The following is a 26,186-nucleotide window of genomic DNA, read 5'->3' as shown; positions in this document are numbered from 1 at the left end:
CCAATCTTCAAAAATGGTTCGTGGAAATTTTCGCTAAACCCACATAGCTGTTGGATCATTTTTTTTGTGGAGGTCTCTTATTCCCTATCGAAAATCGAAAATCGTATAACTTGTCGCCCTCTGTCGCTGCTCTCAATTAATACTAAAGTTTTTACCTCTATAGCATCCTTGAAAAGAAGTTAAACTGGTGCGGTTTCTCTGTTCCAATTTAGTCACGAGGGAAGAAGTATTGGTACTTTCAGCGGTAGCATCCCAGTTGTAAATAAAGTCGCCGAGATTGTCTCCGGTTTCTTCGTAGCTGTGCTCTTCTACCGGAATTCCCGAAACTCCTGAAACAGTTTGGTTGTGGTATCCGTTAACAATGATTTTTTCGATTACGGCTCCCGGTTCTGCGGTAATGTTCCATTGCACCGGTTCGTAGGCTGAAAGTGCGAGAATTATGGGCTTGCTGCGGCGTTCTACTTTGACTTCGATCGCACTTTGTGATAAATCTCGGTTCTTGTGATCGGCATTGGCTTCGTAAACGCCTATTAAATGAAGTTCTTTGTTTCCGCTTGAGGAACCGATATAACCTGAAAAATCGTCGGAACCGCCAAGCCCGCAGTTGGCGCCAGAACTAATTGGGGAAATAAAAGCAGCTTTTTCGGCTATTTTCTGCTGCACCGCCGGCACAACCCACAATCCGGTTCCGATGCCTAAAGCACCTATCAAAGCGGCCGCGATACCGAAAGGAAGGGCATTTGTGAGGTGGCGAACAACTGGTTTGGCTGTTAGTTGAGATAGCGTTTGCTGCCAAGTTTCACCAGTTTGCCGATCGGCATTGCCACCATCGAGACAAGCCAATAAACCTAAACTTTCCGGCTGTTCGAGCAGACTTTGAACAGTTTTCCCTTCCCCGACATAGAGATTTCTAGTTTCGGTATCTAAAAGCAGCCAGTAGCGATCGCCCTCGCCGAGGTTGTACTCTTGTACCGCAGGATCGACTAAATCGTGCTGCAAAAACACCAGCCAAGCCATATTATTGCCCGTGCCGACTGTTTTGCCGTCGCTGGAAATAAGTTGGTCGATGTCGGGTTCCCAGCGCCAAGCTACCCAGCGACTATCTCCTCGATAGCCGAGGGATTTTTCTAGTTGCGGATGAGCGGTTATTTCTAAGCGTTGAACTAAGTTTGACACTAGATTTCCTCCTCAAGTGCGTTAGCGAAGCCCTCGCAGAGGATCGGGTCTAGAGCAATTTTGTTCCAATTTATTAAAACAAATATTTTGCTCATGAAGAGCCTCCGAATAATCGGGTTAATTTTGTCTGGCTAATGTTATCAGCCGATAATTTCCAAACCACACTGGCTTAACAAAAATATGCCTGTTGAATGGTTTAGCGTGAGAACTTGGAGCTGGCGAGAACCCGCCTGGTAATAATTTTAACCTGTGCCGATCGCTAATCCTGTTACGGATTAAAGCTGGCTATTTCTCACTGCTTCTACCTGGTTGTCCAGTTTTGAAAGAGTGCTTCGCCGATAGCGTCTACAAGTTCTTAGCTTAACTTTTATTTGGCTACTCTGCTACAAAATATGCCGATCGCACCTGACATCAATATTACGCAGGAAAATAAATATTCCGGCTTTCTCGCGGGTGAAATATCCCTTAAAAAGAGAACGTTTCCGAGAAACCCGGTTTCTGTAAAAGTTCTGACACTTCGCCTATTACTGGCGGGGGCCATCAATCGCATCTCTAGTCGGTGCCACACCTCCAGGGCCAAAGGAACTCGGCGGTACTCTCGGAAGATTGATATTGGGATTGGGAACTAAATCGCCGTTGCCGCCGCCAGCAGTTCCACCCGTGGGAGACGCACTATTATTGGGACTGGTACTCGGTGAACTTCCCTGATTGAGATTATTCTGATTGGTATTCGGCGAAGTTCCCGGAGTGGGATTATTGGGAGTGATATAGGGCGAACTTCCCGGATTGAGATTATTGGGATTGGTACTCGGTGAAGTTCCCGGATTGGCATTGGGAGTACCTGCGGGTGAAGTTCCCGGATTGGCATTGGGAGTACCTGCGGGCGAACTTCCCGGATTGGCATTGTTGGGAGTACCTGCGGGCGAAGTTCCCGGATTCTGATTATTCTGATTGTTGGGATTTGCCGTGCCTGTTGGAGTAGTTATCGGGGTGCCGACAGCATCTCTGGTTAGGGCGTTGGGGTTCGGGGGAGGAGGCGGAGTGCCTGCATTGGGGTTATTTGCAGGAGCATTGCCCGCCACCGGATTAGTGTTTTGGGGAGCAGCATTGCTGCCGCACAAGCTGACTAAATCAAAAGTTGTGCCGCCTCGGGTTTCGATGAAGCAAACCGGCACATTTACATCGGGGTTTGAGGCTCTGGGAAAATCGGCTGTTCCCGGCATGGGACGGCTAAAGGCAGCTTCAGCCATCAGTGGGGTCAATGCCGCCGATAGAGCGGCGATTGTTCGCAATAATCTCATCAGCGTTTCCTCAAATGTATAATTTTATTTTCTCCAGTATTGCCCATAAATTGCTAAGTGTCGTCACTCTAAAAGCCGATCGATCTTTTTGACAACTGCTTCTTATGGGCCACCGCTGGCTGAAACATCTCCCGAACGCAGAAAGTACAGGTAGAAAAAGGCGAAAGTGCAACAGTCGCGCATCCGTTGCCCTTCTTCCTGGATATTTTTAGTAGCGAATTCGTGGGTCAACGTAAGCATTCAAAATATCAATTACAATGCTGGCAATTACGACAATTGCCGCAAAAAACACCACAATACCTTGAACAGTTGGATAATCCCGCAAGCTAATCGCTTCGTAAAGGCGATTTGCCAACCCGGGCCAAGAAAAAGTAACCTCTGTTAAAATAGCACCGCCCAACAGTGCAGCAAAAGTCAATCCTAAGACAGTAATCACCGGAATTAGTGCATTTTTCAGAGCGTGAGCCCATAAAATCTGGAATTCGGGAATACCTCTAGCTCTAGCTGCTTCGACATAATCTGCTTGCAAAGTTTGCTTGAGATTCACTCTGACAATGCGCTCGAAAATGCCGCTCAAAAGAATCCCCAATGTCAAACTCGGAAGTGCCAAATAATGTAAAGATGTGAGAAACTGAGCAGGGTTAGCACTCAGGAGACTGTCAATAGTGTATAGTCCTGTGTAGCCTTCGGGGGCTGGGAATGTCACGGGAAAGCGAGTTCCCAAGGGAAACCATCCCAACTGCACCGCGAAAATTAATTGCAAAACCATGCCGGCCCAAAAAGCGGGCAGCGAGTAAGTAATAATGCCAAACAAACGGCCCGCAGCATCGAAAATAGTGTTGGGGCGGGATGCTGCCAGGGAACCGATACTGATGCCGACAATTAAAGCTATGGCCATGCTACAAACTGCTAATTCCACTGTAGCGGGGAAATAATCTCCGATAATTTGCCACACGGTTTGTCCGCGAGTGGTGATGGAGGTTCCCAAGTCGAAGCTCAACAAGTCTTTCATGTATTTGAGATATTGCTGCCACAGGGGTGCGTCCAGGCCCAGTTGAGTTCGCATTGCTTCTTTGGCTGCTGCGGGAGCTCGTGAGCCGAGAATGGCATCTATGGGGTCGCCCGGAGTGGCCCGCAACAATAAAAATACTGCTGTGGTGATTGTCCACAACATTAGGGGTGCGAGAAGCAAGCGGAGAAAAATATAAGATTGCAGGGCTTTGGAACGAGACATAATATTTGGGAATTACGAATTGGAAATTGAAAATAGACAGTTGAGTGGATTTTACTTACATCTTGCACTATTCTCAAGAACAGGAAAGATGCCTGTTCCACAACAGATAAATTTTATTTTGAACCGTTGCTCCTAGCCAGCCCTGAAAGGATGATTGAGAATGGCGCAAGATCTCAGTTTTAGCGATTGTCGATCGACTTTTTCGCAATTCCCGATTTTCTTATTCCCCCAGCAGCGATTCAAATGCAGCTTGCAAAGACTTGATATCGCCTACTCTGGCTACTAACAAGTTTTCGCTGCCGGCATCCTGGAGCCTGTGTCTCCAATACTGGATGCTATCGGAATTGTTCATCCAGAAACTAATCACGGTGTCTACAACTCGATCGACATCCCAGCCGCGGTTAGGAGAAACTGTCTCTACGGATGCCACAAACGCATCGAGAGTGCACTTGCGGTTTGCCAAGTATTCTACACCGGACGGCTGCTGTTGTTGCAGCAATTCCTGCTGCTGGTTAAAAAATGTTAAAGTTGGAGATACGCCTAGGATTTCAAATGTATAGTTCATGTCATCCTCCAGAAGTATTATTTTGCCAAAATGTCGAGCGTCCCAAAAAGCCAAAAACGCTTTACTTTGCTGGCGTTGATGAAATGCAGATGCTTCAATTATCCTCTTTGTAGTCGCTCAGGGTTTTGGCGGCTTATCTTATTAATAGCAAATTTTTTAACACCAGATTGTCACAGAATTTACATTTGTCCTGGCACTGTAGAAAAAATTAAAATTAAAATTTTATTAACCAGGCGTAAGGAAGACAATGCCCACCCGGAGAAAGTTAGGTTATTTTAGATTTAAAAGTTTAGATTAAAAAATTGAATAGTTGGCAATGACTGATGACAACCAGGGTGGGGATCACTGCCCTAAAGTTGCTTTTTTTACGGGGAGTGACTTTTTGACCGGGAGTCTGCAGAGCGATCGCCACATTCAGGCAAGTAGTGGCATGATTAATATTACAATTTTTTACCGTAGTGGTGGAAACCTCAGCCCCGTTTTGAGCGACCAGCGACTGCACTTCACTATTTGTGTACAACATTGTAACTTATATCGAGGCGCCCTTTGAAGCGACAAACGATAGGCAAACCAGGTAGGTGTCAGAATATTGATGTTATTGAAAAGTCTGAGCAGTTGTGTGATGAAAAGCTCGCCCAAGATGTCACTGAGCCTAGTTTTGTTGATACCGCTGGTGGTGCAAATCTCCGTAGCAGTCGGCGTGACTGGATGGCTGTCGTTTCGCAACGGCCAGAAAGCCGTCAATGACCTTGCTACTAGGTTAAGCTTGGAAGTTGCAGCGAGGACGAAAGAAAATTTCCGCAGTTTTGGGGATGTGTCTCATTTATTTCTGCAAATGAATACTGCTGCGATCGCCTCTGGAAACTTAGATCCGGAAGACTTCCCCAACTTAGAGCGCTATTTGTGGAACCAGACCAAGCTGAGCGATCGAAATACAACCATCTACTACGGCGACGAACAGGGCAGATTCCTCTTGCTCAAGCGAGAAGCAGAACATTTAGTATACATCAGAGATGAATCAACCGCTCCAAACCGCCAAATTTATCGCCTAGATAGCCAAGGAAATCGCACTGAGCTAATCAAAACCTTCCCCTATGACCCCCGTACTAGACCGTGGTACAAAGCTGCCAAACAGTCAGGCAAAGCCACTTGGTCTCCCATCTACACCTTCGCAGCACCGCCAGTGCTGGGGATTACGCCGGTGATGCCCATCTACAACCAAACGGGTAGCCTGCAGGGGGTACTGGCAATTGACCTAACTCTTTCTCAAATCAGCGATTTTCTTAAAAGCATCAAAATTAGCCCGTCGGGACAAGTCTTTGCGATCGAACGCAGCGGGAAAATAGTCGCCAGTTCCACAGACGAATTGCCCTTTGTCACCGACAAAGACGGACAAAAACGGCTGTTGGGGACACAGAGCAAAAATTTGCTAATTCGATCGGCCTCCACATACTTGCAACAACGATTTGGTAGTTTTGAAAAAATTGACAGCCAAGGACAGTTTACCTTCGAGATAGACGGCAAACGTCAATTTATTACCGTTGTTCCCCTGCAAGACGGTCGCGGCCTCGATTGGCTGATTGTAGTTGCAATCCCGGAAGCAGATTTTATGGAGCAAATTAACGCCAACACTCGGACAACTATCTTATTGTGCTTTTTTGCCTTCGTACTGGCGAGCGCACTCGGAATTTTCACCACTCGCTGGGTTGTCAAACCGATTACCCGATTGTTGCAAGCTTCCAAAGCTTTAACAAAAATGTCGGAATCATCCGACTTCACCTCCCCAGAATTAGACGGCCAAGTCGAAGTTCAAGGAGTCAAAGAACTCGGTCTCCTGGCTCAGTCTTTCAACCAAATGGCTAGACAATTGCGATCGTCTTTTGTTGCCCTAGAACAAACCAACTCTAGTTTAGAACAGCGAGTAGCAGAGCGGACGGCCGAACTCAAAGCCGCAGAAGCAGAATTGCGGGCTTTGTTTGCAGCTATGAACGAATTAATTATAGTTGTGGACTCCACCGGCCGCTACTTAAAAATTGCGCCCACAAATCTTTCTCTGATCTACAAACCAGCCGAAGAATTAGTTGGAAAAACAGTCACAGAGGTGTTTCCGCAAGCTATAGCCGACAATTTTCTCAACCACATCCGAGCAGCTTTAGATACTCAGCAAACTCTCAGCATCGAGTACGATTTAACCATTGGCGACCGCGAAGTTTGTTTTGCCGCCAGCATTTCACCGCTTTCAGAAGAATCCGTCATTTTGGTAGCCCGCGACATTACCGAACAGAAGCGAGCCGAATCGGCGCGACGCCAAAGGCAAAAACAATTGCTCAAACAAAATACGGTTTTGGTAGAACTGGCAAGAAATAAAGCGCTGTATCGAGGCGATTTGCAAGTAGCTTTGAGGCAAATCACCGAAGCGGCGGCTCATACCCTAGATGCAGAACGAGCCGGAGCATGGTTGTACGATGAAAGCCGATCGAAACTGCAATGTCTCGACCAATTTAGCCGCAGCAACCACCAGCATTCCCAAGGTAATGAACTCGCAGCAGCAGACTATCCAGCTTATTTTAAAGCTTTGGAAGAACACCGGACGATCGCAGCCGAGGACGCTCTCTCAGATATTAGAACTAGAGAATTTGCCGAATCTTACTTTTCACAAGCTGGCACTACTTCTACCTTAGACGCGCCAGTGCGCCTCGGCGGACAAACAGTGGGAGTCATCTGTATCGAACAAGTGGGAACTACTCGCAACTGGACATTAGAAGAACAAAATTTTGCTGCTTCCCTCGCAGATTTAGTATCATTAGCGATCGAAGCCAGCGAGCGCGATCGTACACAAAGTGCTTTGCGTCAAGCAGAACAAAAATATCGCAGCATCTTTGAAAATGCCGTCGAAGGCATTTTTCAAAGAACCCCCGAAGGCCACTTCTTGAGCGTAAATCCAGCTTTAGCCCGCATCTACGGCTACGCCACTCCCGAAGAATTGACATCCAATCTCACAAACATCAGGCAGCAAGCTTACGTCAATCCTCAGCAGGGCGACAAGTTTATGCGGGTGATGGAAGAATTCGGAGAAGTTTCGGGGTTTGAGTCACAAGTTTACCGCGTTGACGGCAAGGTAATTTGGATTTCCGAAAGCGCGCGTGCAGTGTGCGACGCCGACGGCAAGGTACTCTACTATGAAGGCAGCGTCGAGGATATTAGCGATCGCAAAGTCTTTGAATCCGCCTTGCAACTCGCCCTAGAAGCAGCCGAAGCCGCTTCCACCGCAAAAAGCGCATTTTTAGCAAACATGAGCCACGAACTGCGAACACCTCTGAATGCCATCATCGGCTACAGCGAAATGCTCCAAGAAGAAACCGCAGAATTGGGTTACGATGAACTCACCCCAGATTTAGACAAAATTCGCACTTCCGGCAGACACTTGCTATCGCTAATTAACGACATTCTCGACATTTCTAAAATCGAAGCCGGTCGCATGGATCTTTACTTAGAAACCTTCGACATCGCCGCCTTAATTGAAGAAGTAGCATCCACCGCCGCGCCGCTAATTGAGAAAAACGGCAACACTCTAAACCTGCACCAAATTACGAATATCGGCACTATGCACGGTGACATTACCAAAGTGCAGCAGATTTTATTAAATTTGCTGAGCAATGCCGCCAAATTCACTCAAAACGGTACAATTACCCTCACAGCCAGCCGAGAAAAAATTGCGGACGACAGCAGCGAAGCAAAACCAGAAAACACTTCTGAACCTGCGGCAAGTTCTCAATCTTCAATTGCTACTAAAGAATTTTTAGTTGTTAATTGTACAGATACAGGAATTGGGATGACTCCCGACCAGTTGCAGCACATTTTCCAACCCTTTACCCAAGCAGACGCTTCCACCACCCGCAAGTACGGCGGCACTGGTCTGGGACTAGCAATAAGCCAGCGTTTTTGCCTAATGATGGGTGGCAATATTTCAGTAAAAAGTCAGGAGGGTGTTGGTTCTACTTTCAGCATCCGCTTACCTGTTAATCCGCCAAATTAGGGTTGATAGTAAATCCGAGTTCACTGTTCACTGTTCACTGTTCACTGTCAACCGTCAACCGTCAACATCATTCCGGTGTAACCGGAAATGATAGGATGGCACACGCAGCATTCAATTTGAGAAAAAAAGAATGCTGGCGCACCTTACAAAAGAAGTTCCCCTACAAAATGGGGACTTTAAACGAAGTAGGGAAACTAAAAGTAAAAAGAACATTCTGTTTAGGTTTTATTTTTTACTTTTATCTTAGTCATCACGGCTGTGTACTTGGGTTAGATTCTCCATCCACCACCCCACTCGTATTTATGTTTTCAGCCATATCTCGTTTTCCCTTATCAATAAACCATTTATACTGAGCTAGCGTTTCGGGACGAGCCTTGCTCATACACTTTTTTTCCCAGTCCAATTTATTTTTTTTATCGTCCGCTCGCTGTTTGTCGTTTGTTTTATCTTTTCTCCCTTCCATAACCTTTTTCCTAACCTCTGCGAGTAAGCAATAAGCCATGCCTCCACCGAGCTGTTGTTCTATAATTTTTTCGTAAGGATTCAGGTCACTGAACTCCTTGCTGGGCAAAGACTTTAGATCTGGAGCTTGATGCTAAATAAATCTCTATTCTCAATAAAAGACAAAAAATGACAGTTTTTCGTCCTTTATTGACAATCAACCACGAAAGGCAAAAACCCTTATTTTGCCCTACAACCCTTGCCAGACAAGCGTTGGAGCCGCAAGTTTTTAGACCTGAATCCTTACATTTTTTCGTCTAGATCAACTGCTTTTCGGAGTTCTTTTTCAGCCTCGTCGTAAAGTTTTTGTTCGAGCAGTACCCAGCCCAAGTTTAGACGCAGTTCATAGTTGAGTTGATGATTGTCATCTTTTTTTCTAGGTCCTTTAGGCAACGCTTGTTGTAATCCAATTCGCAGTAAAGATTCAGCGGAACTCAGTTTTCCTTGGCTAATATAAACACGACCTAAATTATTAAAGGCGCGGGCATCTCCTCGCTCTAAAACTATTTGATAATGCTTTTGAGCTTGATCTAGATATCCCAAAGATTCGGAGATTTTTCCCAAGGCAATTAGAATGTCAGAATTCTCGGGAGTTATTTTGACCGCTTGCTCGTATTTCGCTTTGGCTTTTACCAGTAAACCTTTTTTGTACAGTTTGTCTCCCTCTTGAGAGTTCCACTCCCCAATCCGAGGCAAAAAGTTATAGACTCCCACAGAAGCCAACAATAACATTGCGGTAATTCCCAAGGTTGCTTGACTGTGAAACTGGGGAGAAATATTAAGTTTTTTGAGGATGTTTTTAATCTTATCTTGTCCTGTGTTCTGCAAGGTGCGGATTAGCGTGAGAAGTAACCCTCCTTGTCCCAGCAGGCCAAAGGTTTCAGCGATACCGAATCCTCCCGTGGAAAAGAGTTGGATGAAGGTTGTCATATAGGCCCCTACCGCCGTCAATCCAGCGATTGTCAGCCCGTTGAACAACGGATCGAGGGGATGTGATTGGGAAACTTTTTCGTCGGAAGTCGGTTCGAGGAACCACCACCAAGCTTCTGGGGAGGGGTGAAATGTCGATCGCCATTCTGCTAATTTTGCTCCTCTGGCGATCGCATCGGCTTGTTGTTTCAGGAAGTTGTCCAATTCGAGTAGTTTAGCCAAACTTTCCAAAGAAATCTGGGTTTTATCGCTGAGTGCTTCTTTGATGGCATCGCGAGCAACTAAAATCTGGAGAACTTTTATTTCTGAGGGTTCAGACTTGGCCAATTTTAGGTTAGTGAGAGCATCAGTATATTGAGCTAAGGCCTGTTCTAATTTCACGAGCCGACTGGAATAATTAGATTACTGAAAAAATTTTACAGCAAATTGCAGGTATATACTTGAAGATAATTGTAGCCCACAGTTGCAGCACATTTTCCAACCCTTTACCCAAGCAGACGCTTCCACCACCCGCAAGTACGGCGGCACCGGTTTGGGATTAGCAATTAGCCAGCGTTTTTGCCTCATGATGGGCGGCAATATTTCCGTAAAAAGTCAGGAGGGTGTTGGTTCTACTTTTACCATTCGCTTGCCGATTAATCCGCCAAATTAGAGGGCGTAACTGTTACACCTGCTCTGTCTGAAAACTAGAAATTACTAACTCCAAATTACCTTTGAATGCTTCTCGGATCGAGAGCATCCCGCAACCCATCCCCCAATAAATTAAACGCCAAAACAGTCAAAATAATCAGTATCGCCGGAGGCCAAACCAACCAAGGCTGCAACACTAAAATCGAAGCATTAGTAGACAGGGATAGTAAATTCCCCCAAGAAGGATCGGGCTGTTGAATTCCCAAGCCAATTAAACTCAAAACCGACTCGGCTACAATAAAACCCGGAACAGACAAAGTAGCAGAAATAATTACATAAGTAGCAGTTTGTGGCAAAACGTGGCGGACAATGATATAAATTGGGTTGGCGCCCATTGCCCGCGCCGCTTGCACGAATTCTAGCTGTTTAATTGACAGTACCTGACCGCGAATTACCCGCGCCAAACCCGCCCAATTGATAAATGAAGTAATGAGCACAATCAATATAAATCGCTGGGCGCTTGTTAATCCCGGGGGCAACACTGCTGCTAGCGCTACTAATAAATAAAGACCGGGAATCGTCATCAATACTTCGGCGAAGCGCATTAAAATACTATCAATCCAACTGCCGAAATAACCCGATATGCCTCCGATAAACAATCCCAAGGGAAAAGAAATGGCTATGCCCACTAAACCGATGCTGAGGCTAATTCTGCTGCCGTGTACTAAGCGACTGAATTGATCGCGCGCTTGTTCATCCGTTCCTAAAAGGTTAATTTGACCTTCTCCTGTAGTGCCAAACAGGTGTCTGTCAAAAGGCAAAAATCCTAAAAATTTATAGGGGGAACCTTTGACAAACAAACCGACAGCAGAGGGTTTTTGCAAGTCTACAATTACCTCGCGAGCGCCGGTATTCGCATCCACTGGGCCCTGAGTAGTAGGATAAACGTGGGGCCCGATAAAGCGCCCGTCTTGGGTGCTTAAATAAATCTGAGTCGGCGGCAGCAATGAACCGTTTAATTGAGAGTCATAGGGGTCGTAAGGTGCCACAAATTCGGCTAAAAGTGCGACTGTATAAAAAATTAACAGTAGCACTGCTCCTAACCGAGCTAGAGGATTTTTTCTAAGATTTTGCCACCATTTCATAAGTTTTTAGGGTTGAGATTTTAAGTGGGTTAGTAATCAAGACTAAAGTTCTTAAATTTCTTTGTAGAGACTTTAGTTTTTTCTTGATGGACTCAGCAGCCAAAAGTTAATTCCTGACTTATAAAAGTTTTCATAACTGAATTACTTACTACAACAATTAAACTACTTTTGTTCATCTCCGACCAAGATTATTCTGCTTTCATCTTCTGCTATTTTCCCCAATTCCTCGCCGCTAAAAGGATTGTAGAAAAACGAGCCTGTTTGGGGCGGCAATTTGGGATTGAGTACAATTTCTACTATACTTTTTACAACCCCAGTGAGCGGAATTGCCAGGATAACTCCCAACAATCCTCCCACTCTACCTCCTAACAGCAAAGCTGTGAAAATAACTACCGGGCTCAATCCGGTAAGATTGCCCATGATTCGGGGAGCTACTAAATTATCCTTGATTTGCTGGAGACCGATCGCCACTACCAAGACTTGCAGCGCCAGCCACCAATCAATAAACGCTACAATTATACTAACAGTGCCAATTCCCAAAGTTGCTCCAATAAACGGAATTATTTCCGTCAATCCTATAAATACGGCAAACAACAGAAAAAACGGAACTCGCAGCCACCAAAAAGCCAAAGTTAGTGAGATGGCCATAAATAGTCCCAGCAATAACTGTCCCGATACAAATCGCTGGAGGTTTCGCTCCAAAGTCTCTGTTAAAACATAGCGAATTTCTGGGGAAAAAATGCTAGTCAAACCCTGCCACACTCTTTGCCCGTCTAGCAGCATATAAAAGGAAATCACCACAATAAAAATTAAGTCCACAAACCAGTTAACAGTACCTACAACTAAGCCTAAACCCGTACCGGCGATCGCCTGGACTTGTCCCTGGACTCTAGCTGACAGTTGCTGCTCCAATATTTGCACGTCAAACGGTAAATTGCGCTCGGCACTCCAGGCTTGAAATTCACCTAGCTGCAGCCGCCCCGACTCCAGCAATTCCGGCAACCTCACCCCCAACTGGCTCGCTTGGCCCAACACCGGCGGCACTATAGTTAAACCGATTACTACTACTATCACACCCGCAGTTAAATAAACCAGCCCCGCGGCGACTCCCCGGGGCAAAAATACTTGCAGTCTTTTTACTGCATAATTTAATAAAAATGCAACGAGTCCCGCGGTTACTAAAATGCTGACCAGTTCCCCAACATAACTGACAGCAGTCAGGGTAAACCATCCCGTCACTAGCAGTAGCAGCCAAGTAATTAGAAACTGTTGGAGGGGAGAAAAGAGACTATTCATTTTGATTTTTTTTAAATAAAGTGGCACAAGTTTTTTAGCAGATGTGCCGTATTATACAATAAACACATTAGAGTATAAGTTAGGAAGAATCAGTTCAAGATTAGACAGACTTTTCTCCGCATTGATAGGTTGGTGAGGGCCAAACCACTTGGGGAGAGACAATGACAGCCCGATCGACCCCACGATCGACCATCGCGCTAATATTCAGTATGCCCCGCACGCAGATCAAATTAAATGTCGATCGCACAAACTCCGATCTATTCGCCATTGTAAGGTGAAACGACGCCACACTCACCCAAAAGGGGGACGCGGGATTGCTGAGGCTATCCGCTAAAATGAATCAAATATAAAAACCGCAATCTTTCTTTACAATAAAAAAACCAAAGGCTAATAGCGGCGAGAGGAACTACCGTGACCAATCAAGTTTTTTCAGAAGCGGAAGAAAAGCAACCCCTTCCCCCCGTGGAGAGCGGGCGCGACAGGAACTCAGCAGTGGATGTAGCTGAAAGTGAAGTCTCAGACAACTCTCGCTGGCAATTCTCCGGTGAGGATGATGAACGAGAAGTGGCGCTGGAAGTTCCAGAAATCGAGGAGGAACAAGTTTGGGAACCAGAAGCAACTGAAGTTGGACCCCGCAAAGAAATCAGGTGGCCTGCCTTGTTGGCGGGCGCAGGGATGGGTGTTGCTGCAACGTTGCTAGCAGTCAACTTGACTGGGGGAAATCAGAGTTCGCGTCCCGCAGCTCCCATTCCGTCGGCAACTCAGCAGGCGACGGCTCAGGCTGTGACAGTGGCGCCTGTGGAATCTGCCCAGGTGGGTGAAACTGTGGAAGCGACGGGCACCGTGGCAGCCTATGACTTGCTGCCAGTGCTGCCACAGGCCAACGGTTTGCAAATCAAGCAGGTGTTGGTGAATGAAGGGGATGCCGTAGAAAAAGGTCAGACGATGGCGGTTTTGGACGATTCGGTGCTACGATCGCAAATTGCCGAAGCGCTTGCGGGAGTACAATCGGCCAATTCTACGGTAGAACAAGCCCAAGCTCAGGTAGAGCAAGCCGAGTCAGCCCAACAAGAAGCCCAAGCCGGCGTTGCTCAAGCCCAAGCTGGCGTTGAAAAAGCCATCGCTGACGCAGCGCAAGCCAGAACAGGCGTCGGGCAGGCAAGGGCTGGTGTGGAACAAGCTAAAGCCGGTGTCACTCAAGCTAAAGCAGGCATTGCCTCCGCCCAGGCAAAATTAGATCAAGCTCAAAGAGAAGTAAACCGCACCCAAGATTTGGCGACTCAGGGAGTAATTAGTCAGCAAGATTTGGAAAGGCGAAAGACGGAACGGCAGACTGCTGTTCAAGACTTGAACAAAGCTAAAGCTGACTTGAATACAGCTTTGGAAGAACAGAATAAAGCAGCGGAAGAAGTGCAATCTTCTATTGCTAAAGTAGCTACTGCTGAAGCTAATATCAGTACGGCTAGAGCAGCCCTCGCCAGCGCTCGTGCTAAAGTGAATACGGCCGGAGCGAGTATCAGCAGTGCGAGAGCAAATGTCGGAAATAACGCAGCAAGTGTCCGCAGCAATGATGCACAAGTCAAACAGTTACAAACTCAACTCGAACAAACAATTGTTCGAGCGCCGGATAGTGGCACTGTGGCTGAAAGAATTGGTCGAGTTGGCGATGTTTCTTCGGGAAGTCAAAAACTCTTTTCGATTATTCGCGGCAACAAGCTGGAACTGCAATTGAAAGTACCGGAAACTCAGGTTTCGCAAGTGCGGCCGGGAACAGCAGTGCAAATTTCTTCGGATTCTGACAAGCGGATTAAGTTGTCAGGAACTGTGCGAGAGATTTCGCCGGTAGTTGACCCGCAAAATCGGCAAGCTACGGTGAAGATTGATTTGCCGGCAAGCGAGTTTTTGCGATCGGGAATGTTTTTGCGCGCATCCATTTCGACGGCAACGGCTCAAGGTTTGAAAGTCCCCGCTAAAGCTATTTTGCCGCAACCTGACGGCAGTTCTATTGTTTATAAACTTGTCGGGCAGGACAAGGTGCAAGCTCAACCGGTGGAACTTGGGGAAATTTCCGGGGGTGCGGTGAACGATTTGACTGCTGCTAAGGTGGTGGTTAAAAAGGGTTTGAAGGCGGGCGATCGGGTGGTTGTTACTGGGACTGGTTTTCTTAAGGATGGCGCTGAGGTTAAGGTTGCTAAATAGTTATATCGCTTCCGGTTGCACTCCTTATCATGGTTAACTGTTGATTGTTGACTGTTGACTGTTGACTGTTGACTCGATTTTATTATTGTGATGCAAGCGGAAACGATATCAGATCAGGAGATAAGATTAGAAATAATATCAATTATTTTTGACTGTTGACTGTAGTAGAAGGAGGGGTGGAAAAACTCAATGGTTGAGTGTTAACTGTTGACTCGATTTTATTATTGTGAGGCAACCGGAAACGATATTAGATCAGGAGATAAGATTAGAAATAATATTAATTCTGGCTGCGCGGGAATGATATCAAATCCGCGCTTCATCGTCCTGATAAAGTCGAATCAAGCTGCCAACAAATATAGCCCCCTATTTTCAGTTTTTTGACTCACAATCAACCCTCAACAGTCAACAATCAACAGTCAACAATCATGGGATATCTGTTCGTACCGGCAACCTCACGGTAAACGTTGCTCCTTGTCCCTCACCCGGACTTGTTGCAGTAACAGTACCGCCGTGGAGTTCTACTAAATGACGGACGATCGAGAGTCCTAGCCCCAATCCTGAGTCTCTGCGAGAGAAGCTACTATCCGCCTGACGGAAGCGATCGAACACATAGGGCAGAAAATCAGGGTGAATGCCCTTACCAGTATCGCTAACTTGGATTTGAGCCATGCCATCGATGTAGTCTAATGCGATGTCAATTCTGCCTCCGGCTGGGGTGAATTTAATCGCGTTTGAAAGTAGATTCCACACCACTTGTTGTAAGCGACTTGGATCGCCCAAAATCTTTGGTTTTAAAGGACTTAGCTTAGATTCAATTTGAATATTTTTGGCTTCTGCTGCGAAACGAATCACCCCGATCGCATTTTCAAGCAGAGGATTCAGCTCAAGTTGAGAAGGATTGAGCCGAAATTGGCCTGTGCTAATCCGCGACACGTCTAATATGTCATCAATGAGCTGGTTTTGTGCTTTGGCGCTGCGCTCGATCGTTTTTAGCGCCTCCTCAGTTTTAGCCTGGTCAAATTTTTTCAGGCGCAGCAACTGTGCCCAGCCAATCATCGCATTGAGCGGCGTCCGCAGTTCGTGAGAGAGGACGGACAAAAACTCATCTTTGATGCGGTTGGTATCCTCAGCAGCCACACGAGCCGATTGTTCTTGAATCCGAAGGCTGCGTTCTGTCTCTAACTGTTTTTGCTCTGTGATATCCTCCATCGCCAACAGAATCATCTGTGTATCGCCGATGGGAGGCATTTTGCGGGCATTGAGCAGCATTATTTTTTGCCCGATCTGCTCAAAGTCATGCTCGACCTCAAAATCTTGAAACTCGGGATTTCCTGCCAGAATTTCTGTTAGGAGCGATCGCAACTTGGGAATATTCCACTGTCCATTACCTAGATCGAACAATGAGCGCTGCTCAGTTTGGTTCGGCAGCACCTGAAACGTCTCGTAGAAAGAACGGTTGGCGGTGATCGCTCGCAGGTCGAGATCTAACACTAGCAACGGTTCCCGCACAGTTTCCACGATCGTTTCGGCGTAGTTTTTCGCTTCCATCAACTGCTGGGCGCTGACTTTGAGCTCGTGGATATCTACCAACATCACCACAGCCCCATCAATCTTGTGATCGATCGTCCTATACGGTCGAATATGCAGATCGTACCAATGACCCTCTCGATCTTGAACCTCCTGAACTTTCAAATTGAGGGTGCGGATCACCTCTACAATCATTGCCTCTAATTCCGGCACTATCAACTTGTGAGTGATGTCGCTCAAACAGCGCCCGACATCGCTAGAAATCAAGTTGAAGATGCTTTCGATTGCGGGAGTAAACCGGCGGATTCGCAGGTCGCCTCCCACCATCAGAATTGGAATATTGATGGTGCTGAGCAGATTCTGTAAATCGTTACTCACCTGAGTTGATTCAACATTGCGCCGCTGCAATTCGTCATTAATCGTGTTCAGTTCTTCATTGGTGGCTTGAATCTCTTCTTTTGCGGTTTCGAGTTCCTCATTTGTACTTTGCAACTCTTCGTTGTTTGATAAAATCTCCTCGTTGGCGGCTCTCAAATCTTGGTTGGCTGCTTGATGTTCTTGGACCATCGATTGCAGGTGGTCTTTTGTGATTTTGAGTTCTTCTTGCAGCCTCGCAATCTCCAAAGTTTCACCCTCTAAAGCATCGGAGTTGACTCTACGATCGTTTACAGCAGCAGGCATTGCAGGGATCGGCGGCTCGTCTTGAAACAAAACTAAAAAATAGTTTTTTGTGGCAGCGCCTGTTGGGAATGGAATCACATTAAATTTGACCTGCCGGATGATCTCCCTTTCTCTAATTTGCACGCCTTCGCGCGCGATCGGCAACTGCTGCTTGGAGGCCTGTTCAATTGCAGTGCGGAGTTCGACGCGCAATCCTTCTTTTGCCATTCTCAGCAAATTCAAGCTAGCCCTACCGGGAGATGGTTCTAGGTAGGCATTCGTCTGTCCTCGAAATTGCAGAATCTCCCTGGCGGTGTTAATCACGACGCCGACAGGCGCATAGTGATTCAAAACAATGCGATCGGCCTGTTTCTCGATTTCGATTTCGTTTAAGCTTTCCGTCAGCAGCGGTAGAGGGTTGAGGAGTGTCGCAGGATAGTTGCTAGCAGTTAAATCCATGCTGAGCCAATGCGACAACGGTTTTTTAGTATAAATTTTGTTCTTTTTGTCTAATAGCGCAAACAATTCTGAAAAGTCACCAACCGTTTCCGAAGTGCCTAACAGCAAAAAGCCCGCGGGCCGAAGCCCATAGTGGAAAATTGGCAGCAGCTTTTTCTGCAACGGCGGGCCCAGATAGATCAGCACGTTCCGACAGCTTATCAAATCCATCCGGGAAAACGGCGGATCGCTGATCAGGTTTTGTTTAGCAAAGACGCAGAGTTCGCGCACCGACTGAGCGATTTGGTATCCGCCCTCGACTTGCACAAAGAATCGATGCAGGCGTTGGGGTGAAATATCGGCGACTTGGGCTGGCGTATAAAAGCCACGGCGCGCATGGGCGATCGCATTTTCGCTGATGTCGGTCGCATAAAGCTGAATCGGCAGATCCGTACCTCGATCTGCTAAAAACTCTAACAAGCAGATAGCGATCGAGTAAGCTTCTTCGCCGGTTGAACAGCCGGCAATCCAAATTCGGATCGGTGTTTTCGGTGATTTATCTTTAACGATTTCGGGAAAAACTTTGCTGCTTAAAGCCTCAAAGCTTTCGGGGTCACGGAAAAAGCTGGTGACATGAATGAAAACATCGTGATAAAGCGCCGTTACTTCTGTGGGGGTGTTTTGGAGATATTCGGCATAATCCTCGATCCGTTCCAGCTTGTACAGCAACATCCGCCGCTGCATCCGCCGCTTCAAGGTGGTTTGTTTGTAGTGAGTAAAGTCAACTCCTGTAGCGGCGCGCAGCAAACTGTAGATGGTGGCGATCGCATCTTTACTTTTGCTCATATCTTCGCTGGTGGTTGATTCTGCAGCAGACCCCTCGGCAATGTAGGGATGACGGCTGAGCTCTGCTATTTTCTGGGCAATTTTTTCCGGTGTCAAGATAAAGTCTACCTGACCCGTAGCCACCGCAGTGTTCGGCATACTGCTGACTTGTGCCGATTCTTCACATTGGGCAAAAGTAATACCGCCCGCGGCCTTAATCGCTTTTAACCCTTGGGCACCATCGCTGTCGCCCCCGGACAAAATGATGCCGATGGCTTGGTTCCCACGTTCTGCGGCGAGGGAAACCAGAAAAGTATCGACGGACATAAATATCCCGCGTCCTCTGCCGCGAGGCGTTAGCTTCAGCACCCCTCGATCGATGGTCATGCTGACATTCGGGGGGATGACGTAGACCTGATTCGGTGCTATTTGCATCCCGTCTTGTACCTCATGCACCGGCATCTGGGTCGATCGAGCCAGAATCTCACTCAACGCACTTTCCTGAGTCGGCAACATATGCTGAATTATTACAAACGCCATGCCGGTATCGATCGGCAAATGCCTGAGTAATTGGGTAAAGGCTTCCAATCCACCGGCAGAGGCTCCTATTCCGACGACTGGAAATAACTCATTTTGATTGTTCTGTTGCTTTCCTTCAGCTTTCATACCAGCTTGAGGTTGAGATTTCTTTGACTTCTTTTTTTCAGTCATTTTTTATACCCTATTTTAGGATTTTTAACTAAGTATTATGGTGCGTTTTTATTTTTAAAATATATCATAGGTATTTCTAAAATGAAGGATTAGCGATCTACCTGCGGATATATTGAGGCGCAGTCTGCGCGTGCGATTTTCAAATTATTATTATTATTATTATTATTGAGAACTATACTGCCAGGTTAAACGGGGACAATCGTGATGGTTGAAGTTTGTCATAAATTTTACTAAATGTACTCTGAAAATTTGATAAAAAGTAAATTTTCCACATTCTGCGATCGTAGCAATTCTATGAAGGTTTTCCCGAGAGTCCAGTTCCCCTAAATCCGCCAACTCATCAAAAAACTTCCAACCCAACTCTTGTCCGCCCTTCTCAAGCAGTGGGGCTAGGGAGAAGCGGCGGGAAAACTGTACAATTAAGTAGATAAACTTAAGAAAACAGAACACCCTACAGAACGGCAATTAATTTCGTTTTTAGGCAGGTTGTGGCATCCCAAATTCGCTAGTGCCCCGTCGAGGTAAACTATCTCTGGATGATTTTATAAGTGTCTCATCACGACTTATTGAAGCATTTTTACCTTTTTAGTCATTTCCAGGGTATCGTCGATCGGTCGTTGCCAATATTACTCAAATTCACCAAATACCTCATGAACTTCTTCTGGTTTTGAAGTTTGAAGCTGTTAATTGGCCGAGAGAATCTAATAAGTGAAATTTTTTAATCTTCCCAAAGTCCGGCAATCCTAGCTAAAATTGTAAAGAAAAGTAACAAAAATATATTTTAATTGGCTTCGGGAAATTAGGGAACTCCCAGCAGCACGGCAAAGTTCTGATTCTCAAGACAGGCTGCGGGGGGTAACGGCTGTGAGAAAGGGCTATTCTGCGGTGGCGCTACCGATGTTGCTGAGGAAAGTGGACGATCGCGAGTTTATGGTGCGATCGTTCGTGGCGATGGGATGGCGGCACAGCCAAACAGCCGACTCAATGGCGGCGCTGTTAAAAATGATGCAGTTCGATCGCGCGATCGGAACGTGCGATCCGAAGCCGCTAAGTCTTTGTCAAGGTTCGGAACCGAGGCGATTGCTGATTTAGTGGCAGCTTTTGACCGCGATGACAATTGGCTCGTCTGCCGCAGTATCATGGCTCAGTTGTGCGATCGGCGATCGGCCAAAATTGATTGTCCCCATGCTATACTCAAAATCAGAAAATAGTTGTACAATGTTTTTCTAGTCATTTTTTACCGCTGCGTCTCCAAAGTCAAAGAAGGTGAAAACAGGTAAAAAACACTAAGCGCGGGCGTAATTCAGTGGTAGAATGTCAGCTTCCCATGCTGAACGTCGTGGGTTCGAGTCCCACCGTCCGCTTTGACTGAATTTTCATAGAAGTATGAAAATTAATTAGTGCTATAAATTCAATCTATGGCTTCTTTCTTAACCGCTGCTTTATATAAGTTCGTTGAACTACCGGATTTTGCTGAGCTGAAAGCACCGCTACTCGATTGTTGCAACAACAACAACGTCAAAGGCACTATCTTACTCGCCCAAGAAGGCATCAATGGCACGATTGCCGGTTCGTCCGAGGGCGTACACGCAGTGCTGGCATTCTTGCGTAGTGACCCGCGTTTTGCCGATCTCGTGCACAAGGAATCTTTCTCGGAAAAAGCACCTTTTTACCGCCTGAAAATACGCTTGAAGCGCGAAATCGTCACGATGGGAGTACCGGACATTAATCCCCGCCTCATGGCTGGCAAATATGTTAAGCCGGAGGAGTGGAATAAGCTGCTTGACGATCCCGATGTTGTCGTGGTTGATGTGCGTAATGACTTCGAGGTATCTATGGGTACTTTTGAAGGCGCTATTAATCCAAAAACAAAAAGCTTTTCTGAGTTACCTGAATGGGCGCTGCGGGAAACTGCTTTACGCACTAAACCCAAGGTGGCAATGTTTTGCACGGGTGGTATTCGCTGCGAGAAATCTACTGCTTTTTTGCGTACTCAAGGTTTTGAGGAAGTCTATCATCTCGAAGGCGGAATTTTAAAATATTTGGAAACGGTGCCGGAAGCAGAAAGTCGTTGGGAAGGCGAATGTTTTGTCTTTGATGAACGGGTTTCTGTTGGTCAGGGGTTAAAGCCGGGAAACTATGAACTTTGTCGCGGTTGTCGTCACCCGATTAGTCAGGAAGATAAGGCTTCGGAATTATTTGTACTTGGTGTGAGTTGTCCTCATTGTCACGACTCAAAAACTGAAACCAAAAAACAAGCCTTATCTGAACGTCAACGTCAGATTGAGCTTGCTAAGCGTCGCAACCAAGTACATATAGGCGCGCGCTACGATGGGAAGGAAAAAGTAGATGGTGCGATCCACTAATATTATTATTCACTAAGCTTAAAGAAACCCCGTTTCTACGAAAAATCTTGTTTAGCGACGAGAAATCTACGAAGGAACGGGGTTTCTGAACCCAAAAACCCGATCGCGCGATCGACTAATTATATCGTTTCCGGTTGCATCTGAATAATAAAATCGAGTCAACACTCAACAGTCAACAGTCAACAGTCAACAGTCAACTATCACGGACGGTGCAACCGGAATTGATATTATATGTCAGCAACATACCCGATTTTGTATTCCTTCCGCCGCTGTCCCTATGCTATGCGCGCGCGCTTGGCCTTAATGGTTAGCAATCGGGTGTGTGAGTTGCGGGAAGTTGTTTTACGAGACAAACCACAAGAGATGTTGGAGGTATCTGCCAAAGGTACAGTACCAATATTGATTGATGTTGATGGGCGCGTACTCGATCAAAGTATCGATATCATGTTGTGGGCATTGAGGCAAAATGATCCTGAAAAATGGTTGATGCCACAGCAAGGTTCTGTTGCAGAAATGCTGGAACTAATCGCTCTATTTGATGATAGATTTAAATATCATCTTGACCGTTATAAGTACCCCGATCGATATCCCGGTGTTGATGCCCAAGTACATCGTTATGAAGGTTCTTTATTGCTGGAAAAACTCAACTCACAGTTAAACGCCACTAAATATTTATTTGGTAACAATGTAGCATTGGCTGATATGGCGATCGCACCTTTTGTTCGTCAATTCGCTCATACAGATCAAACTTGGTTTAACGAACAGCCTTGGCCACAGCTACAAGCTTGGTTAACAGGGTTTACAGACTCAGAAATTTACGCTAGTGTTATGCAGAAATACGCGAAATGGGAATCGGGCAATGCAGGCGTTGTTTTTGGGCGCTCGTAATTGTTCGCAATCAAGAGACAAGATTGCTTTCATTCGCTCTCAGTTCTTAAAAATATCTGCGTTTATCTGTGTTAATCTGCCTGACATCTGCGGTTGACGTATCAATCAAAGATTTATGTAAGAAGTCTAAGATGCAATGTTATTCTAGTTGCTCAGGCGTTACTGTATTCTAGTAAGTATTGTCAGGCTGAAATTATGATTGATGTTGGTTCGTTAGTTCGATCGCCCAGAAACGATTTGGGAGTCGGAAAAGTTGTTGAGGTATCGCGTACTGATGCCGTAGTTGAATATTTTTGCTCAGTTAAAAACCGCATCCGCAAAACTGTGCCTTTGGGCTTGCTGCAAGAAGCCAGACTTCAGCGCCAAACCCGCTGCTACCTCTGGAGTACAACTCAGGAAAGATGGATTATCGGTCGAGTTTATGACTGGGATGAAGATAAATTAGAGTACGAAATTGACCTGCCCGACAGCCAAAGTTTGCAAGCTGTCGAAAGCGAACTTTACGTTCGCTGCAATATCCCGATCGCCGATCCGATCGACATTTTAGCAGTCAAAGGCCAAGAAACGCCGTATTTTCACGATCGCCGATTGGCATTCGTTCAATCTGCGATCGAACAGCGGGCCGTCAGCCGCGGCATGACGGGTTTAATTTCTGCTAACATAGACCTCTATCCGCACCAAGTTGAAGTCGTCCGGCGCGTCCTAGAAGACCCTATCGTGCGCTATTTATTAGCCGACGAACCAGGGCTCGGAAAAACAGTAGAAGCCGGCACAATTCTCCGCCAATTCCTGCTAGATGAACCCAACGGACGCGCTGTGGTAATTGTTCCGAAATACCTGCTCGAACAGTGGCGGCAGGAGTTGGAAAATAAATTCTATTTGTCTCATTTCGCTGACCGAGTGCAGCTTGTGGCTGTTAGCGACATCAATCAAATTAGCCGCAACGCCAACCTAGATTTTCTGATTGTGGATGAAGCGCATGATGTGGCAGCAATGGCAAATTCGAGCGATCGCGCTCAGCAGCAGTCCTTTGAACTCTGTCAGAAACTAGCTCAGAAAAGCAAAAATGTATTGTTATTATCTGCAACGCCAGTTCTCGGCCGCGAGCAAGATTTTCTAACAATGCTGCACTTGCTAGATCCCACAACTTACCGTCTTGATGACCTGGAAAGCTTCAAAGAACAGGTGCGAAACCGTCAAGAAATCGGTGGCGCTTTGCTGGATTTCCGAGAAAATGCCAAGCCTGCTGTTTTGAAAACAAAACTCGCTCAACTTCGCACTATTTTTGCCAAAGATGATTATTTAATCGGATTAGCAACAGAGTTAGAAAGTTGTTTGAAAACTAAACAAACCGCAGAACAGGCTCGGCTTGTCCGAATTATTCGCACTCACGTTAGCGATACCTACCGCCTGCACCGCCGCATCCTTCGCAACCGCCGCGATGCAGTTGAAGATGTGATTTTCGATCGAGATGCTGTTCCTAAAACTGAGTACGATCTGAATGATGAACAGTGGTCTGAAATTCAAACCGTACTCGATAAATGGCGCACAGTCGCTCCCAAGTCGAGCGAATATCAGAGAATTTTCCTGCTGTTTTTCCGCGCTTCCGGTACTTGGCTGAATGTTTTAGAACGGGTTGTCAAAGCTCGTTTGCAGAAAAAATCGACTCCAGAACTCGATCGCGAATTTGGACAAAATGACACGGCGATTTTGACCAAAACTGCGCTGTTTCCCGAAGAAAGGGAAATACTCGAAACCTTGCTCAACACCCTGGAAAAGCCCCAGGAAGGACTCGATCGACTGAGTTTGTTACGAATCGCGATTCTCCGATTTCTGGCAGTTGCTTTGAAGGTTCCGCGCGAGTATCACAGCAAACCTCGCGATTTGCTGTCGAGAATTCAACAGCAAATTAAACGGCCGATTCCGGGCGAGCGTTTCCCGAAAATTGTGATTTTTACCAGTTTTACGGCAACTTGTAAAGAGATTGCGGAAAATTTAGCTAAAATCTTTGGTAAAAATGCGATCGCCAGCCATGAGACGAGCAAATCGGCTGATGATGTTGAGGCTAGTCTCAAGCGGTTTAAGACTGAACCGCATTGTTTTATCTTAGTGTGCGATCGATCGGCGGAAGTAGGGGTAAATCTACAAGTGACAGATTGGTTAGTTCACTTCGATTTGCCGTGGTTTCCCCATCAGTTAGAACAAAGACTCGGCAGAGTCGATCGCATTGGCAGCAAAATGGGAGTCCAATTTTGTTTGTTTGCAGGCCCGGATTTGCCGGAGAGTCCCCACGAAGCTTGGTTTCAAGTTTTAAAAGATGGGTTTGATATCTTCAACAAATCTATTGCCAGCCTTCAGTTTTATGCTGAGGAAAAACTTCTCAAACTTGAAGAAAAGTTGTTTGCTGAGGGAGGCAAGGGCTTATCCAGCGAAATTGAATCGATTAAAACTGAAATCGAACAAGAGAAAATCAAAATAGACGAACAGTACGTTCTCGATGAAATTGATACTCTTGATGACAGCGCATCTCAGTATTTTGAAGCTCTCGACAATTGCGATGCTAAGCATAAAGAAATGCAGCGGGCTACTGAAGGTTGGTTGTGTCAAGCTCTCCACTTCAAACAAATCGAACATCCGAGTGTATCGGGGTTGCTGCGCTATCAACCTACTCAAAAAACGTTGATTCCGTCGAACGATTTGAGAACCAGATTGATTCCTTATTGCCAGCAATATGGCAGTTACAATCGCCGCATTGCTTATCAGAATGCGGATGTCGCTCTTTACCGAATTGGTGAGGGATTGATCGATGCACTTGGCTCTTATATTCGCTGGGACGATCGCGGTCAAGCTTTTGCCATGTGGCGGCATGATGAAAGTTGGGATGCTGCGCCTGGGAAGGAGTGGTTTGGCTTTCAGTTTAATTATTCAATCCAGACTGATGTGCAGCCTGCCGAGCAAGTGTTGCAAGCACAAAACATCGAAAATTACAACTTAAAAGCTTTGCAGCGCCGCGCTGATTCTCTGTTTCTGCCAATTTTTGAAACTGTGTTTGTAGATGCTCGCAGCGAAGAAATGTCACTGGTGGAAGATGCGGAACTTCTAGCGATTTTGCAGCGGGCTTATAAGGGGAAAGGCGGGCCGAATCGGGATTACAATTTGTCGAAAAATCGCACGTCGCTGATTGACAGTTTTGTCGATCCGCTAGAATGGGATGATTTTTGCCAAAAGGGACGGGTGGTATCGGAGGAATTGCTGCGCGGGCGATCGGCTTTTGTGGAAATGTGCAATAGTTTTGCTGTCACTGCTGCTATCCAACTCGAAAACCGGGTGAATCAATTGCAATTGCGCTTGAATAGACTTTCTAAATCCGAACAACTTTTAGAATCGGTTTTAGCTGATGAAATCAGTACGGAAAGTATGTTGAGTGAAGCGGTTTTAGCTGGTATTCGCCGCCCGCACATGACTCTTGAGTCTGTGGGATTTATTGTGATTTCTGGGCGTCCTCCTGTAAAGTCGGAGGATGAAGGATAATTTGTTTGGGAGGGCTATCGCTCTTTTTGAGGGCGATTCCCTTCGGGATAGCTTCGCTTCACGCTCTTTTTGAACCGCAGATGCAGGCGGATAAACGGGGATGGACGCAGATGGATGGATGGGGGATGAGTCTTATCTAAACTGCGGAAGTGACAGCAATTTTTAGGTGATGGGACTGCAAAAATGGTAAGATAAAAGCAGTAGTAATGAGTAGCATTGATTTAGTT

The 26,186-nt window shown here is 46.2% G+C and carries 16 protein-coding genes, 1 tRNA gene and 1 pseudogene; 8 read left to right on the top strand and 10 right to left on the bottom strand.

The window, feature by feature from the left end; genetic code table 11:
* Window positions 1-132: 132 nt before the first annotated feature.
* The 4 genes from QUA25_RS06820 to QUA25_RS06805 form a co-directional block, all read right to left on the bottom strand.
* A complete protein-coding gene (locus tag QUA25_RS06820; RefSeq protein WP_333036572.1) occupies window positions 133-1,176 on the bottom strand; it encodes a hypothetical protein in 1,044 nt (347 codons plus the stop codon).
* Between the two features lie 524 nt (window positions 1,177-1,700).
* The gene (locus QUA25_RS06815) at window positions 1,701-2,477 is read right to left on the bottom strand and encodes a hypothetical protein (RefSeq protein WP_333036570.1); all 777 of its coding nucleotides are present in this window, start codon (window positions 2,475-2,477) and stop codon (window positions 1,701-1,703) included.
* Between the two features lie 208 nt (window positions 2,478-2,685).
* Window positions 2,686-3,711: an ABC transporter permease gene (locus QUA25_RS06810; RefSeq protein WP_333036567.1), complete on the bottom strand. Its 1,026-nt coding sequence runs from the start codon at window positions 3,709-3,711 to the stop codon at window positions 2,686-2,688.
* Window positions 3,712-3,931: 220 nt separating this feature from the next.
* Window positions 3,932-4,276 carry a hypothetical protein gene (locus QUA25_RS06805; RefSeq protein WP_242721486.1) on the bottom strand — a complete coding sequence of 115 codons (345 nt, stop codon included), beginning with the start codon at window positions 4,274-4,276 and terminating at the stop codon, window positions 3,932-3,934.
* 622 nt (window positions 4,277-4,898) lie between these two features.
* Between QUA25_RS06805 and QUA25_RS06800 the strand changes: the two genes are divergently transcribed.
* Window positions 4,899-8,312, top strand: a complete 3,414-nt coding sequence (locus QUA25_RS06800; protein WP_333036565.1) for a PAS domain S-box protein — start codon at window positions 4,899-4,901, stop codon at window positions 8,310-8,312.
* Between the two features lie 250 nt (window positions 8,313-8,562).
* Here the strand turns inward: QUA25_RS06800 and QUA25_RS06795 are convergent, their stop codons facing one another.
* Both QUA25_RS06795 and QUA25_RS06790 read right to left on the bottom strand, forming a co-directional pair.
* Window positions 8,563-8,883, bottom strand: a complete 321-nt coding sequence (locus QUA25_RS06795) for a hypothetical protein (protein ID WP_333036563.1) — start codon at window positions 8,881-8,883, stop codon at window positions 8,563-8,565.
* Window positions 8,884-9,056: 173 nt separating this feature from the next.
* Window positions 9,057-10,124 (bottom strand): tetratricopeptide repeat protein, encoded by a 1,068-nt coding sequence (locus QUA25_RS06790; RefSeq protein WP_333036561.1) that lies wholly within the window; start codon window positions 10,122-10,124, stop codon window positions 9,057-9,059.
* 79 nt (window positions 10,125-10,203) lie between these two features.
* Between QUA25_RS06790 and QUA25_RS06785 the strand changes: the two are divergent.
* Window positions 10,204-10,395, top strand: a pseudogene (locus tag QUA25_RS06785) (ATP-binding protein); the annotation flags it as partial.
* A 55-nt stretch (window positions 10,396-10,450) separates the two neighbouring features.
* On the opposite strand, the gene QUA25_RS06780 reads toward QUA25_RS06785, so the two are convergent.
* The 3 genes from QUA25_RS06780 to QUA25_RS06770 all read right to left on the bottom strand — a co-directional run bounded on the left by QUA25_RS06780 (window position 10,451) and on the right by QUA25_RS06770 (window position 13,082).
* Window positions 10,451-11,518, bottom strand: coding sequence for an ABC transporter permease (locus QUA25_RS06780; RefSeq protein WP_333036558.1), 1,068 nt, complete (start codon window positions 11,516-11,518; stop codon window positions 10,451-10,453).
* A 162-nt stretch (window positions 11,519-11,680) separates the two neighbouring features.
* Window positions 11,681-12,814, bottom strand: a complete 1,134-nt coding sequence (locus QUA25_RS06775) for an AI-2E family transporter (RefSeq protein ID WP_333036556.1) — start codon at window positions 12,812-12,814, stop codon at window positions 11,681-11,683.
* Window positions 12,815-12,914: 100 nt separating this feature from the next.
* Entirely contained in the window at window positions 12,915-13,082 is a 168-nt protein-coding gene (locus QUA25_RS06770; protein ID WP_333036554.1) for a hypothetical protein, read from the bottom strand.
* A 143-nt stretch (window positions 13,083-13,225) separates the two neighbouring features.
* Between QUA25_RS06770 and QUA25_RS06765 the strand changes: the two genes are divergently transcribed.
* Window positions 13,226-15,013, top strand: a complete 1,788-nt coding sequence (locus tag QUA25_RS06765) for an efflux RND transporter periplasmic adaptor subunit (protein WP_333036551.1) — start codon at window positions 13,226-13,228, stop codon at window positions 15,011-15,013.
* Window positions 15,014-15,436: 423 nt separating this feature from the next.
* Here QUA25_RS06765 and QUA25_RS06760 read toward each other — a convergent pair whose 3' ends face one another.
* Entirely contained in the window at window positions 15,437-19,174 is a 3,738-nt protein-coding gene (locus QUA25_RS06760; RefSeq protein ID WP_333036549.1) for a chemotaxis protein CheB, read from the bottom strand.
* A gap of 864 nt (window positions 19,175-20,038) precedes the next feature.
* On the opposite strand from QUA25_RS06760, the gene QUA25_RS06755 reads away from it, so the two are divergent.
* The 5 genes from QUA25_RS06755 to dpdE all read left to right on the top strand — a co-directional run bounded on the left by QUA25_RS06755 (window position 20,039) and on the right by dpdE (window position 25,959).
* A complete protein-coding gene (locus tag QUA25_RS06755; protein ID WP_333036547.1) occupies window positions 20,039-20,266 on the top strand; it encodes a hypothetical protein in 228 nt (75 codons plus the stop codon).
* Window positions 20,267-20,466: 200 nt separating this feature from the next.
* Window positions 20,467-20,538: transfer RNA gene (locus tag QUA25_RS06750), tRNA-Gly, on the top strand.
* 54 nt (window positions 20,539-20,592) lie between these two features.
* A complete protein-coding gene (gene trhO, locus QUA25_RS06745) occupies window positions 20,593-21,540 on the top strand; it encodes an oxygen-dependent tRNA uridine(34) hydroxylase TrhO (protein ID WP_333036545.1) in 948 nt (315 codons plus the stop codon).
* A 231-nt stretch (window positions 21,541-21,771) separates the two neighbouring features.
* Window positions 21,772-22,428: a glutathione S-transferase gene (locus QUA25_RS06740; protein ID WP_333036544.1), complete on the top strand. Its 657-nt coding sequence runs from the start codon at window positions 21,772-21,774 to the stop codon at window positions 22,426-22,428.
* 195 nt (window positions 22,429-22,623) lie between these two features.
* Window positions 22,624-25,959: a protein DpdE gene (gene dpdE / locus QUA25_RS06735; RefSeq protein ID WP_333036543.1), complete on the top strand. Its 3,336-nt coding sequence runs from the start codon at window positions 22,624-22,626 to the stop codon at window positions 25,957-25,959.
* Window positions 25,960-26,186 lie beyond the last annotated feature (227 nt).

It is taken from the genome of Microcoleus sp. Pol17C6, assembly GCF_036701145.1.
GTDB lineage: Bacteria > Cyanobacteriota > Cyanobacteriia > Cyanobacteriales > Microcoleaceae > Microcoleus.
This window is presented reverse-complemented; position numbering and strand designations above follow the sequence as displayed.

What these genes read in the sequence shown, in the direction of transcription:
- QUA25_RS06740 (WP_333036544.1), top strand. Translation starts at nt 21,772, where the DNA reads ATGTCAGCAACATACCCGATTTTGTATTCCTTCCGCCGCTGTCCCTAT.
- QUA25_RS06805 (WP_242721486.1), bottom strand. Translation starts at nt 4,276, where the DNA reads ATGAACTATACATTTGAAATCCTAGGCGTATCTCCAACTTTAACATTT.
- QUA25_RS06760 (WP_333036549.1), bottom strand. Translation starts at nt 19,174, where the DNA reads ATGACTGAAAAAAAGAAGTCAAAGAAATCTCAACCTCAAGCTGGTATG.
- QUA25_RS06770 (WP_333036554.1), bottom strand. Translation starts at nt 13,082, where the DNA reads ATGGCGAATAGATCGGAGTTTGTGCGATCGACATTTAATTTGATCTGC.
- QUA25_RS06780 (WP_333036558.1), bottom strand. Translation starts at nt 11,518, where the DNA reads ATGAAATGGTGGCAAAATCTTAGAAAAAATCCTCTAGCTCGGTTAGGA.
- trhO (WP_333036545.1), top strand. Translation starts at nt 20,593, where the DNA reads ATGGCTTCTTTCTTAACCGCTGCTTTATATAAGTTCGTTGAACTACCG.
- QUA25_RS06775 (WP_333036556.1), bottom strand. Translation starts at nt 12,814, where the DNA reads ATGAATAGTCTCTTTTCTCCCCTCCAACAGTTTCTAATTACTTGGCTG.
- dpdE (WP_333036543.1), top strand. Translation starts at nt 22,624, where the DNA reads ATGATTGATGTTGGTTCGTTAGTTCGATCGCCCAGAAACGATTTGGGA.
- QUA25_RS06800 (WP_333036565.1), top strand. Translation starts at nt 4,899, where the DNA reads ATGAAAAGCTCGCCCAAGATGTCACTGAGCCTAGTTTTGTTGATACCG.
- QUA25_RS06815 (WP_333036570.1), bottom strand. Translation starts at nt 2,477, where the DNA reads ATGAGATTATTGCGAACAATCGCCGCTCTATCGGCGGCATTGACCCCA.
- QUA25_RS06810 (WP_333036567.1), bottom strand. Translation starts at nt 3,711, where the DNA reads ATGTCTCGTTCCAAAGCCCTGCAATCTTATATTTTTCTCCGCTTGCTT.